Source organism: Bacillus sp. FSL K6-0069 (assembly GCF_038007785.1).
Classification (GTDB): Bacteria; Bacillota; Bacilli; order Bacillales; family Bacillaceae_G; genus Bacillus_A; species Bacillus_A mobilis.
Genome location: NZ_JBBOXN010000001.1, coordinates 3473970 through 3489563 on the forward strand (window position 1 = coordinate 3473970; position 15594 = coordinate 3489563).

The window sequence follows — 15594 nt, forward strand, 5'->3', positions numbered from 1 at the left end:
TATGCACGATAAAAAACAACCCAATGCATCTATATATATGCCTCACCTCCGCTTTCATTCCTTATTCCCTTCAAAACCCTTCTCTCCCTTCCGTAACATATTGAAAAATAAAAAAGAAGCTATAACATATAGCTTCTAAATTTATTTAATCTCTATGCACCTTATATTCCATAACTTTACCATCTCTATCAAATTGTAAAACAAGCTGTTCACTATCGATAGAAATAAAACCACGTTCATTTCCAAGATAGTACGAAGTGATAATCCCTTCTTCTCCATTTCTTGTTTCAGTAGGCGTTCCTAATAATTTTGTAATTTCTTCATTTGATTTCCCTGCTAATTTATATTTTCGCATTAGATCATCTACCATATGTACCCGTTTTTCTTCAGCATGTAACCACCGATCTTGATTAAACTTTGAGGTGTATGTATTCATACTTAATTGTGCAGTGCACACCAACAATAGAATACATCCTACTATCATTACACCTAGCATTTGCTTCTTTTCTGTATTACGATTTACAGACGTACGTAAGACGAACTTTTGAATCACAACTAATATAGCAAATGGCATGACTACTACAAACATACTTTTTACACTTACTGACATATGAACCGAATCAATAACAAACATAAACATACAAAATACCCCTTAATATAGCACTCAGAAATCCCACCTCTTTTTAATTCATTTTATAATTCATCCGGTTAATGATTTCTCGGAGCTTTTCTAACTCTTGATCTGTATATATTACTTTCCCTGTTAAAATCTCATTTCTGAAGAACGTTACAATTTGCTCTCTATCTTTTAATCTCGGCGTTTTTTCTTCAGAAAGATCTAGCACTTCTTTCCCACTCTCATTATAAAAATATACAATCGGTTTTACGTTTTCCTTTACAATATCAACTTGGATTTCTTTCAAACAATTGTATAGAATATGAGATAGTTTCTTCGCCCTATATACTGGATTCCCTTCATTTTTCACTTGTATCGTTAATGACTCTTCACCTGTGATGCATTCAAATGTCTCTTCTTTCTCTTCCTCTTGTTGATACTTGCCAATTTCATCAATCATAAATGAATAAATACTAGCATTGTCTTTCGTTAAGCCATGAATTAATTTACCTGTCCATTCTTTCGTCTCAAGTAGATACATGCCCGTTTTACTTAAAACAAGATGATGAATTCGAAAATCATTTCCGCCGTGCTGATTTCTAATAAAAACATTCGGCATAATATGAAATTCATTATCTAGTATTATGCCTTGATCTACAAAGCCTCGCTTCATATAATGTAATGTTTCGTGTGTATTCACTTCAGCTCCATTTTTCGTATACTCTCGCAAATTTGTAATTAATTGTTGAAACATATGTATTTCGTTACTATGCTTTTCTTGCACTTCACTACGTTCTTTACTATGTTGCACAGCTAATTGATTTTTCATCATACGCATATTTTCAAGTTCTCTAGCTGCACTTATTTGTAAATCATTGTATTTCTTCTGTTCCATACTTTTCAATGTATTTTGTTGTTCTTTATGCTCTGTAACCGTAGCTGCAATTTCAGTTTCATACGTTTCAATTGCTTGTTTCTTTTCAAACTCTACTTGCTGACTCTCTGATTCTAGCTGTTTATTTTTATAGAACAGCACGAATACTACAGCTAATAATAATAAAATCACACCTATTAGCACATAATCCATATTTTTACTCCTTCATTTCATTTTCATTTATTTTTATAAACATCCATTATATTATACTATGCTTTCAATATACACTTTGTAAAAATTACATATTTTTAATGAAGCGAGACTGTAATAAGCGATTTTTTCCATGCCCTATTGGATTGTTTCAGGTTGCTCGCAAATAGCTGAATAAAAGGCATCTCAGGCGAGATACCTTTTACGTGCATTTTATTGTACACCATACTGAATATAACTTGGATCATAGTATATCCAACCATTTCCACCTAAACCAAGCCATCCATCTTGCTTACACCATACTCTATAAGCCTCACCATGATGTAACTGTCTTATAACATTTCCATTTATTGATGGAGCATCCCGCAGATTCACATTATCACCAGTAATAGTCGCCACATAATGTTTATACTGAATGTAACTTGGATCATAGTATATCCACTCATTTCCACCTAATGCAAGCCAGCTACCTTGTTCGTTCAAAACTTCATACGATTCTCCTCTATTTAGCTGGCGGATTACACTAGATTGTAAAGATGGTCCACTCCGTAAGTTTACATTATCGCCATTAATTACGGCAACACCGTAGACTGCAGTAGCAGTACTAGGAGGGGAAACATTTCCACCACCATTTGTTCCGTTCCCTTGCAAAGCTTCTAATGAAACCGCTGCTGATACGTCACAATTTCCTACTACACCTGAAATTTTACCAGAATCTGTGTATTGCCATGCTGTCCACTCTGTCCATCCACCAGCATCAGCAGGCGGCGTACTAGAGTATTTAGAAATCCAAAGTGGAATATCACTTAATCCGTTAATTCCAAACTCATTAATATACCAAACTCCTGTATATAACATGACATCTTTTCCGGTAGCCTGTTTCACATAATTTATGAAACTTCTTGCCCAATTAGATATAGCAGTACCAGTTAAATTACTATTACTCGGATCTATCGGTGATTCTAAATCTAGAACTGGCATTAAGTCCGTCTGATTGCTTTGTAATATGCTCACAAAATGTTTCGCTTCTGAAATCGCATCATTTAGTTCTGGATGTGCAAAATGGTATGCACCGATTAATACATTCGCATTCCGCGCTGCTTGTACATTTTGAACCAAAGTAGGATCAAGAATATTCACACCTTCTGTCGCTTTTGCATACGCCGCCGAAATACCGGATCCTTTCACTGCATTCCAATCAATATTCCCTTCCCAATGAGACACATCAATAAACGTAATATTTGAACTAGATCTATCTTGCATATAAAAGCTCCTATCAATTTTTTTCATCTCGTATACATACAATATGTACAACTTTATTAAAGGGTCACGACGTTTATACTATAGACATAAAGAGCAAACATATTTTATAAACAAAATAAAAAAGCCTTGTAATTACAAGGCCTTTTGTAAACTTCCTTTATTTTGGAGTAAATACATATTATAATACAATCCTTGTTCACTCAGTAATTCTTGATGTGTACCTCTTTCTACTATTTCTCCATCATGCATAACAAAGATTTGATCCGCATCTTGAATTGTAGATAATCTGTGCGCAATGGCTATCGTCGTTCTTCCTTTTCTCATTTGCTGTAATGCTGTTTGAATCGCATCTTCTGTTTCTGTATCAATATTTGCTGTTGCTTCATCTAGTACTAATACTTTCGGATTCGTTGCTATCGTTCTAGCAAAAGCAATTAATTGGCGTTGACCACTAGAAAATGCAGCACCTCTTTCTACTACTTCTGTTTCATACTGCTCTGGTAATTTTTCAATAAACGTATTGGCTTGCACAAATTGTGCCGCTTCTTTTACTTCTTCATCTGTAATTTCTTCATTGTACATACGAATATTTTGTTTTACATTTCCCGCAAATAAAAATGCATCTTGCAATACGAGTCCTATTTTCTTTCTAATCTCTCGTTCTTCAAATCCCTCTAAATCCACACCATCTATTACAATATTTCCGGACTTAATATTATAAAATCGCATTAACAAATTCATAATGGTACTTTTTCCGCTACCAGTGTGCCCAACGAAAGCAACCGTTTGCCCTTGTTTCACGTGAAAAGATACATTTTTTAAAACATCACGTTTTCCATCATACGAAAAAGTAACATTTTTAAATTCAATTTCTCCATTAACGACTTGAGGATTTTCATCCCCTTTTTGAACTGGCGCTAAATCTTTTTCATCCATTAAATGAAATACACGTGATGATGAAACAAGTGCCTGTTGGAAAAATGATAATTTCATCATCATCTCATTTACAGGCTGGAAGAAACGATGTATATAGTTAACAAACGCGTATAGAACTCCTACTTCAACAGGACTCTTCAGCGCATCAATTCCAAATAAACCAAGTACTAACGCAATTGCTATAATATGAACTAAATCCGTTGCTGGGCGTAAAAGTAATGCGTCTAACTTTAACGTCCGTCGCCCTGCACTATAATGTTTATTATTCACTTCTTCAAACTCTTTTCTCATACGCTTTTCTTGTCTGAACACTTGAACAATATTCATTCCTTGAATAGACTCATTTAACTTTGCATTTAACACGCTCAATTGATTACGTACTTCTAAATAAAAAGCTGCACTTTTTCGGCGATATAGCACCATAATTGCAAACATGATCGGAATTAATATGAGAGAAAATAGAGCTAGTTTTACATTTAATAAAAACATTGCTACTAAAATACCTATTAAAAAGACTACATTTTTGACAAATGTGGATAATACACTGACATAAAAGTCTTTAATTGCTTCCGTATCATTCGTTATGCGCGATACGAGCGTACCAATCGGCGTACGATCAAAGAAACTTAATGACAACTTTTGAACATGATCATATACTTCAACACGCATATCTTGAACAATTTTAAAAGCGATATTTTGAAAATACAATAAGTCTAAATAAGTAAATAATACTTTTAATAAGTGAGCAATGAGATATACAACAAATAGAGTCACAAGTGCCGATTGATCAAAGTTTCGTGGTACTAAATGTTCATCAAGAAATTGTTTAATTAAAAAAGGACCCATCATTTCAGTTACTGTTGCACCAACTAAAAAGATAAATGCTAAAGATAGCAACCCCTTATATGGCTTCATATAAGAAAGCAATCTACTTAAATCACTCTGCTTCTTCTCAGTCATCATACGCCTCCTTTCTCAACTAATGCTTCTAACTGCTGGCTCTCATACATCTCTTTATACCAACCGTTTTCTTCCATTAATTGCTCATGTGTACCTCGTTGCACAATTCTACCTTCATCCACAACAAGTATAAGATTAGCATGTTGAATTGCACTTAAACGATGAGCAGTAATAATCGTCGTTTTCCCTGCTCTTTCCCTCTTTAATGCATTTAAAATCGTTTCTTCTGTTTTTGCATCTACTGCTGATAAACAATCATCTAAAATTAAAATTTCTGCATTTGTTAATAAAGCACGCGCAATAGAAATCCTCTGTTTTTGGCCTCCAGATAACGAAACACCTCTTTCTCCTACTACTGTTTCATACCCTTCTGAAAATTGGAGGATATCATCATGAATACAAGCGATCTCTGCAGCTCGGGTAATTTCATTATATGTAGCATCCGCCTTTCCGAAGGCAATATTCTCCCCAATACTCGCTGAAAATAAAAAGTGATCTTGCGGCACGTATGAAATGGCAGAACGGACACCGTAAAGTGTTACATCGCGAATATCCCGCTCCCCAACTTTTAATCCACCATTAAAATGATCATACTCCCGAATTAGACATTTTAATAAAGTCGTTTTCCCTGCACCTGTACGTCCGACAACTCCTAATGTTTCACCCTTTTTTAAATCAAAATGAACATCTACTAGCTGTAACAGTTCATTTTTCTTATAGGAAAATGAATCAACCGCAAATGTAACATCACCGCTCGCTATTGTATGCGCAGCATCTTCTCTATTTACTACATCTGATTTTTGAGAAAGAATTTTTTCTACACGGTCATACGAAGCACGCCCACGCTCCATAATATTAAACAACCATCCAAAGGCTAACATTGGCCAAACGAGGGTACCTAAATACGTTGTAAATGTAACGAGATCCCCTACAGTTAGTTCCCCTCTTACAACTAATACTGACCCGTAACATACTGCAATTAAAAAAGAAAATCCAACGATAAGTGAGATTGTCGGATCGAACAACGAATCAATACGTGCAACTAACATATTTTTATGTACAACATCTTCTGACTTTTTTCGGAATGCTTGTAAATCTTCTTTCTCTTGTCCAAGTGATCGAATTACCTTCATCCCACTCATACTCTCTTGCACTTTATCATTGATTTCCGAAAACGATTGCTGCGCTTTATGAAACCTTTTATGTAATAACGTTCCATAATAATTTGTCGAAATCGCTACAATCGGCATTGGAATTAAGCTTAACAATGTTAACTTCCAACTAATTGTAAAACCCATCGCTACGAGTACACATCCCCCAACCGCTAATGAGTCAACCAGTGTTAAAACGCCCGATCCAGCAGTTTGTTGAATCGCCTGAATATCATTGGTCGCATGCGCCATCAAATCACCCGTACGACGTGATTGATAAAAAGATGGGCTCATCTTTGTAAAATGTTCATATAAATTCTTTCGTAATTGACGAGCTAGTTTTAACGAAGATCCAAAAATCATAATACGCCATAAATAACGTAATATGTACATAGTAATCCCTACAACTACTAATAAAACAACCCACTTCAACAACTTCTCAGATGTTAATGTTCCATTATTAATTTCATCTACTACAATACCTAGTACTTTTGGGGCTACAAGTTCAAGAAGCGCGACACCAAATAACATAATAATTCCGATTATGTACGCTCGTTTTTCTTGTTTAAAAAACCAAGCTAAATTAATAAATACCTTCATTTTTATCCTCCTCCCTTAAAATGAGCGATGTTTTCAGTTTACCAAAAATGCAGAATTTTTAAAAGTTTTAAACACTTTAAAAATCCAATAAGAAAGGGCACTCTTATCGAGTGCCCTTTAGCGCTTATTTCGTTTGTTGCTTGCTCATCGCGCTCATCATTTGATTGATTTTCTTTTGGGAAGGTTTTTGTCCCATTTGCATCATCATCATTTTTAACATTTGTTCATTAATTGGTGGATTTTTTTCTAAGTAGTTCATCATGTATTTGCGGGCAATGAAAAATCCTAACGCCACGCCTGCTACTAGTGCTACTACGCCCACTAGAATACCTAACCAAATTGGCATATATTTTCCTCCTTCATGTTGTCTACCTTACAGTGTACTAAAACCTTTTCAATAAGACAAGATACAATTCGACATTTTTTACACATATGTTCGTACTTGTTTTAGAGGATTCAGCCATCCGTACTTTGTATTTTCATAATCCATAGCTAAAAATGTTAATTCACACTTTCTCAACACCTCAAAGAAAGTCGTTTCCATAGAAACATTTCCAGAGGTATTCATCCGAATATAGTGCGGTTTCACCATTATTTCGCCGTATTCCGCCCCTGTATAAAGTGTATGTGTATGGAGTGTTCGATCATATTTACCAAGAACACGCAAAGCTTGTTCTAATTTATGATGAATTTTCATTACTTGTAATGGCCTCGTTATATACATCATTTGTTTATATAACACTTTTTTCTCCGAAAGGGACCCAGATTCTGAAAATCGAGCAAATAAATCAAAAAACAAATATTCACGACCAAAGTAAGCTTTCGCAATATCCTCTTGAATTAAATACAATTCATACGTTTTCATCTTTTGCCTCCCAATCTGGACAACCTTTTCCCTTCATTATATAGAAGAAATTTTGCAATGATTGTCTGACTGCGGAGAGATAAAAAACTTTTTCTGTCGAAAAAACTCATTTACATAGAAAAACCTCTCCATGCCGGAGAGATTTTTCTAAAATCATTAAAGCATTTCTTTTACTTTACGAACAACGTTCTCTACAGTAAATCCATACTCTTCCATAATCTTCTCACCAGGAGCAGAAGCACCGAATGTATCGATACCTAACACATCTCCGTCAAGACCTACGTAACGGTGCCATCCGAATGTAGCACCCATTTCGATTGCGAAACGTTTTGTTACTGCTTTTGGTAATACAGATTCTTTGTACTCAGCAGTCTGAGCTTCAAAGCGATCCATAGATGGCATGCTGACAACAGCTGCATCAACGCCGTCTACTGCTAGAGCTTTTTGTGCTTCAACAGCTAGACTTACTTCAGATCCAGTTGCAAGTAAAATTACATCAGCTGTTTCTTTCTTGCTTGCAGAAACTACATATGCACCTTTTGCTACTTTTTCATACGTATCGTCTTTTGCACCTTCTAATGTTGGAAGGTCTTGACGAGTTAATACTAAAGCAGTTGGTTTGTTTGTAGATTCTAGAGCTAGTCTCCAAGCTGCAACAGATTCGTTACCATCAGCTGGACGAATAACAGATACATTTGGCATTGCACGTAGCGCTGCTAATTGCTCGACTGGTTCATGTGTTGGACCATCTTCACCAACAGCGATACTGTCGTGTGTGAATACATACGTTACTGGCAATTGCATTAATGCTGCAAGACGAATTGCTGGGCGTAAGTAGTCAGAGAATACGAAGAACGTACCACCGTAAGTTTTTAAACCGCCATGTAGTGCAATACCGTTCATTGCTGCACCCATTGCGAACTCACGTACACCGTACCAAATGTTTTTTCCGCTGTAATCATCTCTTGTAAAGTCTTTTTCGTTATTCATGTATGTTTTGTTAGAACCAGCAAGGTCAGCAGATCCACCGAAGAATGATGGTACAGACTCTGCAATTGCATTAATTACAGCACCTGAAGAATTACGAGTTGCTGCTTTTGATCCTAATTCATAAGTTGGTAAGTTTTGCTCCCAACCTTCTGGAAGAAGACCGTTCATTGCTGCTTGCAATTCGTTTGCTAATTCTGGGTATGCTTGTGCATACTCACCTAGCATAGTGTTCCACGCTGCTTGCGCAGTTTCACCAACATCTTGTACCGTTTTTCGGAAGTTGTCATATACTTCTTCTGCTACATGGAAGTCTTGCTCAGCAGTCCAAGCATATGCTTCTTTCGTTAATTTTGTTTCGTCTACACCAAGTGGAGAACCATGTGAAGCTGATTTTCCTGATTTGTTTGGAGAACCGAAACCAATTGTCGTTCTTACTTCAATTAGCGTTGGGCGTTTTTCGTCAGCTTTCGCTTCTTCAATTGCTTTCGCGATAGCTTCAATATCGTTTCCATCCTCAACACGGATTACTTGCCATCCGTATGCTTTGTAACGATCTTCTACACTTTCAGAGAATGAACGATTTAAATCGCCATCTAATGAAATATCATTTGAATCGTAAAGCACAACAAGACGACCTAATTGTAAATGAGCAGCTAATGAAGATGCTTCAGCAGAAACGCCTTCCATTAAATCTCCATCACCACAAATAGCGTATGTATAATGATCTACTACATTATACGCATCACGGTTGTATTTAGCAGCTAAATGTCTTTCAGCCATTGCCATACCTACAGCAGTTGCAATACCTTGTCCAAGTGGACCAGTTGTTGCGTCTACACCTGCTGTATGACCGTACTCAGGATGTCCTGGAGTTTTGCTTCCCCATTGACGGAAGTTCTTTAAGTCATCCATTGTTACATCATAACCAGATAGGTGAAGTAGGCTGTATAATAACATTGAACCATGACCTGCAGATAATACGAAACGATCACGGTTAAACCACGTTGGGTTATTTGGATTGTGTTTCATAAATTGAGTCCATAATGTATAAGCCATTGGTGCTGCACCCATTGGCATTCCTGGGTGACCAGAGTTTGCTTTTTCAATCGCATCGATGGATAATGTGCGAATCGTGTTGATAGAAAGTTGTTCGATTGAATGTGACATGCTATTCTTCCCTTCGCTTATATTAGTAAACGTTTTATACATTTATATGATAGCTTCCCACGCAAGATTATACAACATGTATCGACAAATATGTTGATATTTTTTTGGTTTTTCATAAAAAAATCAAGGTTTTCAGGAATGTATGGGCATTCAATATGACATACTTTTTCATTGTTTTTATTTTAAAAAGAAAGGGAATTATCTGTATATTTATTCATCATTTTCAAATTCCATAATGCAAAATATATCCTTCCCCATTTTTCACTCTACGAAGCAAATAAATAAACGACTGTAAATCTTGGCATAATTTATCTCGATTAAATACGTATCTTTCATATTCTCCATCCGTATTTTTATCATTTTCCCATTGAAACTGTCCTGTCAATTCAATTGTTTCTGGCGCTAAAGAAAACATGCTAACTAGCGAACAAAATAACTGTTCTGCTATCACTGCCCCTTGCTGTTCTATTTTCGTAATACCATAATAGTGAATTCCAAATCCTTCTGCTCTTTTCGCTGGATAGTAGGTCGGAATCCAATGAGTAAAATCTAATAGATATACGATTAGCTCATCACTTAATACAACATACTCATCTATCGTTGCCTCTTCTTTATATAGAAAACAACGTTCAATCCAATCTATATCTATAAAATCCAATCCTTTTTTTTCATTCGAAACAAATACAAACTCATGCTGTAAAGCCAAATTATCCCCCCTATTGCTCACATTTATTATTCTTATTATATAAAAAAGCACCTTTTATAGGTGCTTAAAATAAATTATACAATTTTCTTCCGTATCGAACTTGAAATAAAATCAATGATAATTACCATTAAAATGATGCCTAATAAAATAATACCCACACGAGACCAATTACGTGAACTCAGTGCAAAAATTAGAGGCGTACCAATCCCACCTGCTCCAATAACACCTAAAATAGCAGCGGATCGTACATTAATTTCGAACCTGTATAACGTATACGATAGAAAATCCGGTAATACTTGTGGTAATACCGCATACCAAAGTATTTGGAAGCGATTTGCGCCTGTTGCTATTAACGCTTCCGTCGGTCCCTTATCTATATTTTCAATTCCTTCTGAATATAGTTTTCCTAACATCCCAATAGAGTGTAACCCTAAAGCTAGAACTCCAGCAAAAGAGCCTGGTCCAACAGCTTTTATAAATAAAAGCGCCATAACTAATTCCGGAAATGTACGAACAAAACTAAGTACAAACTTCCCAGTTCCTGAAGTTAATTTTCCACTGCTCATATTCGTTGCAGCCCAAAAAGCAAATGGAACAGATAAAAAGGCAGAAATAAATGTACCTAATATCGCAATTGCCAACGTATCAATTAAACCATGTAATAAATCTTCACCATCTGACAAAGATACATACGACCAATCTGGATTCAATACACCTGTCATAATTGCTTTTGTAATTTCTCCTGCCGTATCTTTGATTCCCTCTAGCGGTACGCCTGAAAAAGCCCATACATAAACAAATGCAAGTGCTATAAAAATAAACCAGCGATACATACTCGGTTTCTTCGGTTTTGGTACGATTAACGTCGTTTTACTCATTATAATTTCTCCCGCAACAATGTACTTACATAATCAATTAACAATACAACAACAAGGGTATAGATAATAATAGATGCAGTTTGTTGATATTGTAAAAACCCAAGTGTACGGTCATAATATAGTCCAATACCACCTGCCCCTACTAAACCTAAAACAGCTGCTGCACGTACGTTCACCTCAAATGTATAAAGAACATAGGAGACAAAATGTGCTTTCACTTGCGGCATTACCCCATACACAATCCATTGCACTTTATTTGCTCCTACTGCAGTCATCGCTTCTAATGGACCTGGATCAATCGATTCAATTGACTCATACAACAATTTCGCCACGAGCCCAATTGAGAAAAAAGTAAGAGCCAAAATACCTGGAAGTGGTCCTATTCCAAAAATAGCTACAAAAATCGCCGCTAATAATAAATCTGGTATCGTTCGGATAAAATTTAAAATCAATCGAGCTGGACCGTATAAAAATGTACTAGTAAACACATTACTTGCCGCAAATAGTGCCAGTGGAATAGCTAAAATCGCTCCTAAAGTCGTCCCAATAATCGCCATACGTATTGTATCTAACATCGCTGTTGTAATAACTTGAAAATAACTCCAATCAGGCGGCACCATCTCTTTTAACAAATCAATCATATTAGGAAAACCAACTACTAGTTTTGAAAATGATGCGTCGACCTGTACACTACTTCCCCACAACAGTAAAATGACTAGAATAGCCGTTAACATATGTTTCAACTTACTCGGCGGCTTCGGTATCGATTTCGAATATATAGTCACGTCATTCATTTAACTGCCACCTCTAATAATTCACTTTTCTGCGCTACGTCTCCATAAATTTCAGCAAATTTTTCATCCGTTGCTTCTTCTACTGATCCATCAAAAACAATTTCGCCTGCATGTAATCCAATAATGCGTGTCGCATATTGCCTAGCTAAATCAATAGAATGTAAGTTTACAATTGTTGTAATCCCAAAATCTTCATTAATTTTTTTCAAATCATCTAACACTTGCTTTGTTGTTAGCGGATCTAACGACGCAACAGGTTCATCTGCCAATATGATTTTCGCTTCTTGCGCCAACGCTCTAGCAATCGATACACGTTGCTGTTGTCCTCCTGATAATTCATCAGCTCGCGCATATGCTTTTTCTAAAATATTCACCCTTTTTAACGATTGAAAGGCAAGCTCCAAATCTTCTTTTGGAAATAGCCCTAACGTTGTACGCAGTGTCGAATGATACCCAACACGCCCCGCTAATACATTCTTCAATACCGTTGATCGCTTTACAAGATTAAAATTTTGAAAGATCATACCAATATCTCGGCGCATGCGGCGTAATCCTTTTCCTTTCGCTGCAGTAATAGACTCACCTTCAATCATAATTTCGCCTTCTGTAATCTCATGAAGGCGGTTTACCGATCTTAGAAGTGTAGACTTTCCAGCCCCAGACAGCCCTACCATTACAACAAACTCGCCTTTTTGAATGTTCAAGTTTATATTATTCAATCCTTTTGTACCATTCGGATACACCTTGGAAACATTTCGAAACTCTATCACAAATCTTACCTACCTTCTATGTATTCAAAACGGCAAACTAACTGAAAATAAATCCTTCCAGTTAGCCGCCATTTCCATATGTATTATTGCGTTTTTACTTTCTTTCCATATTCACGAACGATATCAAATTTACTATCATCAGATTTAACATAGCCTTCATGTGAATATACTTCTTTAATGATTTTGTGACCTTCCTCATTCTTTCCTATTTCAATGAAAGCATCCTGTAATTTCTTGCTCCACTCTTCATCTAAATCAGAGCGTACCGAAATCGTATCGTTCGGAATTTTCTCTGTAAATTTCACTATTTTCGTTTGATCAAATATATTCGGATAATCTTTTTTCACAATATTACGAGCATCTTGGAATACAACCGCTGCATCTACATCACCATTTAAAAGTGCAATAAGCGACTGATCGTGACCTTTTAATGTAACAGGTTTCACATCCTTTAACGGATCAACACCCTCTTTTAACAATACAGCCGCAGGCCATACGTATCCCGCTGATGACGTTACATCTTGATAACCAATTTTTTTACCTTTTAAATCTTTTACACTATTAATATTTGAATCTTTCTTAACTACAAACTCAGATTTATAAAAGTCTACTAAATCCTTTGTAGGAGCTCCGGTTTCATCAGCCACCCCAAAACGTTGTGCTTGTAAAATTACGTTTGCAGCCTTTTTCTCATGTGCTAGCACATATGCTGTTGGTGGTAAAAAGCCTACATCTACTTGCTTAGATGCCATCGCTTCTACAATTGTATTGTAATTCGTTGAAATACTAACTTTTACCGGGATATTTAATTTATCACTTAATAGCTTTTCCAATGGTTTCGCCTTCGCCTCTAACGTATCTGCATTTTGAGAAGGAACAAATTGTACATTTAACGTCTTCGGTACATAACCTTTTTTCGTATCTTCAGTTTTACTTGCACTAGATTCCTTCGTTCCACAGCCACTTAATAATCCCGCCGCCAGTACAACTGTCGTGCTCATTGCAAAAACTTTTTTCAACATATTAAAGCCTCCATTTTTGTTGTTATAAATTACCTTCCGTAAACATGAAGAAATATATCACACATTTTTATTAATAATTGTTTATTTACAGAATCTTTACACATTCTATACATTCTCATTAAAATTCTCTTCATATATTTGATATGCTTAACTAGTAGATAACAATAGAAAAGGTGAATGATATTGAATCAAAATCAAACTGTAACTTTAAACATCTTATTAACAAGTGATATACACGGTACTGTGTATCCAATTCACTACCAAGATAACTCCAAAGCTGAAATTGGTTTAGCTAAAATCTCTACTCTTATAAAAAAAGAACGTTCCGAAAACAGAAACGTTCTTTTAATTGATAACGGTGACTTCATACAAGGTACACCCTTTACTTATCATTACGCTACATATGCAAAAGATAAGAAAAATCCAATGTCCTTATTAGCGAACTATTTACGTTATGATGCTGCAGTTATCGGGAATCATGAATTTAATTATGGAATGGACGTATTAAACCACGCTATTTCTACTGCGAACTTCCCGTATCTATCAGCAAATATTTTAGATACAAACAGAAAAGAACCTTATTTCGGGAAACCATATATAATAAAACATATTGAATCAAATATAAAAATCGCTATTTTAGGAATGACAACGCATTACATTCCTAATTGGGAACAACCTCATCACATTCAAGATTTACAATTTGAAGATGCATTAGAAACAACAAAAAAATGGGTTTCTTACATTCGCGAACAAGAGCAACCAGATTTACTAGTCGTAGCGTATCATGGAGGATTTGAACGCGATTTACAAACCGGGGTACCGACTGAAGTTTTAACAGGTGAAAACCAAGGTTATGCAATGTGCCATGAAATTGAAGGCATAGATATTTTACTAACAGGCCACCAACACCGGGAAATCGCTCACACCGTAATAAATGGTGTAACAGTTTTACAGACTGGATGCAATGGGCACTCCGTCGGAAAAATAACAGTAACATTCGAGAAAACAGAACAAAAATGGGTAAAAAAAGAGAGTTATTCACAATTATTGCCCGTGCGAGGAATTACAGCGGACCAACATATGCTTTCCTTGGTTACCGATTATGAAGAGAAAACACAAAATTGGCTCGATCAACCTATTGGACTAATCTATGGGGATATGCAAATTTCAGACGCTATGCAAACTCGTTTGCAAGAACATCCTTTTATTGAATTCATAAATAAGATACAGATGGATATAGCTGATGTTTCTATTTCTTGTACAAGCTTATTCCATAATACATCTCCAGGTTTCCCTGATCATGTAACAATGCGTGACATCGTTTCTAATTATATTTATCCAAATACATTAAAAGTAATTAGAATAACTGGAGCAGATATAAAAAATGCCCTTGAACTCTCTGCTTCTTATTTCACATTACATGCAGATGGAACTATCATCGTAAACCCTACCTTCATAGAACCGAAGCCACAGCACTATAATTACGATATGTGGGAAGGGATTTCGTACGTATTAAACATTTCCAAACCTATTGGCGAGAGAGTAGAATCTTTACAGTATAAAGGCGCTCCTCTTAATATGGATGAAGAATATGACGTCGTTATGAATAATTATCGCGCAAGCGGCGGAGGAAACTTCTTTATGTTTCAAAATAAGCCCGTAATAAAAGACATACCAACAGATATGTCTGAACTTATCGCTAACTATATATTGAAGCACAAAAAGATAGAGGCAACAGTCAATAATAACTGGAAAGTTATTAAATAACGGATATAATAAATAAAAAAGATGG

The 15594-nt window shown here is 35.8% G+C and carries 14 protein-coding genes; 1 reads left to right on the forward strand and 13 read right to left on the reverse strand.

Annotated elements, in window-relative coordinates; genetic code table 11:
• Positions 1–145: 145 nt before the first annotated feature.
• From MHB74_RS17775 to MHB74_RS17835, 13 genes are all read right to left on the reverse strand, one after another.
• The gene (locus MHB74_RS17775) at positions 146–640 is read right to left on the reverse strand and encodes a hypothetical protein (protein ID WP_412783806.1); all 495 of its coding nucleotides are present in this window, start codon (positions 638–640) and stop codon (positions 146–148) included.
• A 43-nt stretch (positions 641–683) separates the two neighbouring features.
• Positions 684–1703 (reverse strand): nuclease-related domain-containing protein, encoded by a 1020-nt coding sequence (locus MHB74_RS17780; protein ID WP_061677983.1) that lies wholly within the window; start codon positions 1701–1703, stop codon positions 684–686.
• Positions 1704–1913: 210 nt separating this feature from the next.
• Entirely contained in the window at positions 1914–2963 is a 1050-nt protein-coding gene (locus MHB74_RS17785) for a GH25 family lysozyme (protein WP_061677982.1), read from the reverse strand.
• 132 nt (positions 2964–3095) lie between these two features.
• Complete coding sequence (locus MHB74_RS17790) at positions 3096–4859, reverse strand: ABC transporter ATP-binding protein (protein ID WP_061677981.1); 1764 nt, start codon at positions 4857–4859, stop codon at positions 3096–3098.
• A complete protein-coding gene (locus MHB74_RS17795) occupies positions 4859–6610 on the reverse strand; it encodes an ABC transporter ATP-binding protein (RefSeq protein ID WP_061677980.1) in 1752 nt (583 codons plus the stop codon). The genes MHB74_RS17790 and MHB74_RS17795 overlap by 1 nt, the downstream gene beginning before the upstream one ends.
• 124 nt (positions 6611–6734) lie before the next feature.
• Positions 6735–6956, reverse strand: coding sequence for a YneF family protein (locus MHB74_RS17800; protein WP_001123316.1), 222 nt, complete (start codon positions 6954–6956; stop codon positions 6735–6737).
• A 78-nt stretch (positions 6957–7034) separates the two neighbouring features.
• The gene (gene sirA / locus MHB74_RS17805; RefSeq protein WP_061677979.1) at positions 7035–7475 is read right to left on the reverse strand and encodes a sporulation inhibitor of replication protein SirA; all 441 of its coding nucleotides are present in this window, start codon (positions 7473–7475) and stop codon (positions 7035–7037) included.
• A gap of 156 nt (positions 7476–7631) precedes the next feature.
• A complete protein-coding gene (tkt, locus tag MHB74_RS17810) occupies positions 7632–9632 on the reverse strand; it encodes a transketolase (protein ID WP_061677978.1) in 2001 nt (666 codons plus the stop codon).
• Between the two features lie 223 nt (positions 9633–9855).
• Positions 9856–10338 carry a hypothetical protein gene (locus MHB74_RS17815; RefSeq protein ID WP_061677977.1) on the reverse strand — a complete coding sequence of 161 codons (483 nt, stop codon included), beginning with the start codon at positions 10336–10338 and terminating at the stop codon, positions 9856–9858.
• A gap of 74 nt (positions 10339–10412) precedes the next feature.
• Positions 10413–11216, reverse strand: a complete 804-nt coding sequence (phnE, locus tag MHB74_RS17820; protein WP_061677976.1) for a phosphonate ABC transporter, permease protein PhnE — start codon at positions 11214–11216, stop codon at positions 10413–10415.
• A complete protein-coding gene (gene phnE, locus MHB74_RS17825; RefSeq protein WP_061677975.1) occupies positions 11216–12010 on the reverse strand; it encodes a phosphonate ABC transporter, permease protein PhnE in 795 nt (264 codons plus the stop codon). The genes phnE (MHB74_RS17820) and phnE (MHB74_RS17825) overlap by 1 nt, the downstream gene beginning before the upstream one ends.
• Positions 12007–12780: a phosphonate ABC transporter ATP-binding protein gene (phnC, locus tag MHB74_RS17830; RefSeq protein ID WP_061677974.1), complete on the reverse strand. Its 774-nt coding sequence runs from the start codon at positions 12778–12780 to the stop codon at positions 12007–12009. The genes phnE (MHB74_RS17825) and phnC overlap by 4 nt, the downstream gene beginning before the upstream one ends.
• Before the next feature lie 83 nt (positions 12781–12863).
• Complete coding sequence (locus MHB74_RS17835; protein WP_061677973.1) at positions 12864–13802, reverse strand: phosphate/phosphite/phosphonate ABC transporter substrate-binding protein; 939 nt, start codon at positions 13800–13802, stop codon at positions 12864–12866.
• Positions 13803–13985: 183 nt separating this feature from the next.
• On the opposite strand from MHB74_RS17835, the gene MHB74_RS17840 reads away from it, so the two are divergent.
• Complete coding sequence (locus MHB74_RS17840) at positions 13986–15569, forward strand: bifunctional metallophosphatase/5'-nucleotidase (protein WP_061677972.1); 1584 nt, start codon at positions 13986–13988, stop codon at positions 15567–15569.
• The last annotated feature ends 25 nt before the right edge of the window (positions 15570–15594 follow it).

Coding starts and splice junctions, on each gene's coding strand:
- MHB74_RS17775 (WP_412783806.1), bottom strand. CDS start 640: ATGTTTATGTTTGTTATTGATTCGGTTCATATGTCAGTAAGTGTAAAA.
- MHB74_RS17780 (WP_061677983.1), bottom strand. CDS start 1,703: ATGGATTATGTGCTAATAGGTGTGATTTTATTATTATTAGCTGTAGTA.
- MHB74_RS17785 (WP_061677982.1), bottom strand. CDS start 2,963: ATGCAAGATAGATCTAGTTCAAATATTACGTTTATTGATGTGTCTCAT.
- MHB74_RS17790 (WP_061677981.1), bottom strand. CDS start 4,859: ATGACTGAGAAGAAGCAGAGTGATTTAAGTAGATTGCTTTCTTATATG.
- MHB74_RS17795 (WP_061677980.1), bottom strand. CDS start 6,610: ATGAAGGTATTTATTAATTTAGCTTGGTTTTTTAAACAAGAAAAACGA.
- MHB74_RS17800 (WP_001123316.1), bottom strand. CDS start 6,956: ATGCCAATTTGGTTAGGTATTCTAGTGGGCGTAGTAGCACTAGTAGCA.
- sirA (WP_061677979.1), bottom strand. CDS start 7,475: ATGAAAACGTATGAATTGTATTTAATTCAAGAGGATATTGCGAAAGCT.
- tkt (WP_061677978.1), bottom strand. CDS start 9,632: ATGTCACATTCAATCGAACAACTTTCTATCAACACGATTCGCACATTA.
- phnE (WP_061677976.1), bottom strand. CDS start 11,216: ATGAGTAAAACGACGTTAATCGTACCAAAACCGAAGAAACCGAGTATG.
- phnE (WP_061677975.1), bottom strand. CDS start 12,010: ATGAATGACGTGACTATATATTCGAAATCGATACCGAAGCCGCCGAGT.
- MHB74_RS17835 (WP_061677973.1), bottom strand. CDS start 13,802: ATGTTGAAAAAAGTTTTTGCAATGAGCACGACAGTTGTACTGGCGGCG.